Source organism: Shewanella sp. 0m-6, from assembly GCF_052977325.1.
Window position 1 is genome coordinate 1 of the sequence record NZ_JBRIMD010000069.1, and the last position, 791, is coordinate 791.

Consider the following 791-nt stretch of genomic DNA (forward strand, 5'->3'; position numbering starts at 1 on the left):
GGCGATATTCACGGTGTGGCAACCGGTCGCAATTGGATCCACGTTAACTCTATCGAGTACGATCCAACCGATGACAGCATTATTATCAGCTCACGTCATCAATCGGCGGTGATTAAAATTGGCCGCGATAAGCAAGTAAAGTGGATTTTAAGTGCCAGTAAGGGCTGGAGTGAAAAATACCAAGATAAGCTATTAAAGCCAATCACTGCAGAAGGTGAGCCTATTTGGTGCAACGAGAAGGGCGCTTGTCAGGACAAGGATTTTGACTTTAGCTGGACATCGCACACGGCTTATTTAGTCCCTGAAAAGGGTACCTTAACCGTATTTGACAACGGTGACGGCCGCGATTTAGGTCAGCCAATGTTTGCCAATGAAAAGTACTCTCGCTCTGTGGAGTATAAAATCGATGAGCAAAACATGACGGTGCAACAAGTTTGGCAGTATGGCAAGGATGAACTTGGCTACGCGGGATACTCGCCAATTACCTCTATCGTTAAATACCAAGCCGATAAAGACAGCATGATGAGTTACTTTGCTTCTGCGGGCTTATTCGGTTTAGGTGGCGGTTACGGTAACATGAAGATGGATGACACCACGGGTAAGGTAAAATCCATTTTGGTCGAACACCGTTATGGTGAAACAAAGCCTGCAGTGCGCATCAATATCGACAGCCACGATATGTTTGCCACTGGCTATCGCGCTCAAGTTATTCGTATTAACGAGATGCTAAAATAAGCTTATTGCTTGAGTTGCTTGAGTTGCTTGAGTTGCTTGAGTTGCTTGAGTTGCTT

General features: G+C 45.4%; 1 protein-coding gene. It reads left to right on the forward strand.

All coding sequences use genetic code 11. The features are described 5' to 3' along the window. Positions 1 to 735: aryl-sulfate sulfotransferase (locus ACVBJC_RS20395; protein WP_447162725.1), on the forward strand; the 735-nt coding region annotated here is incomplete at its 5' end. Positions 736 to 791 lie beyond the last annotated feature (56 nt).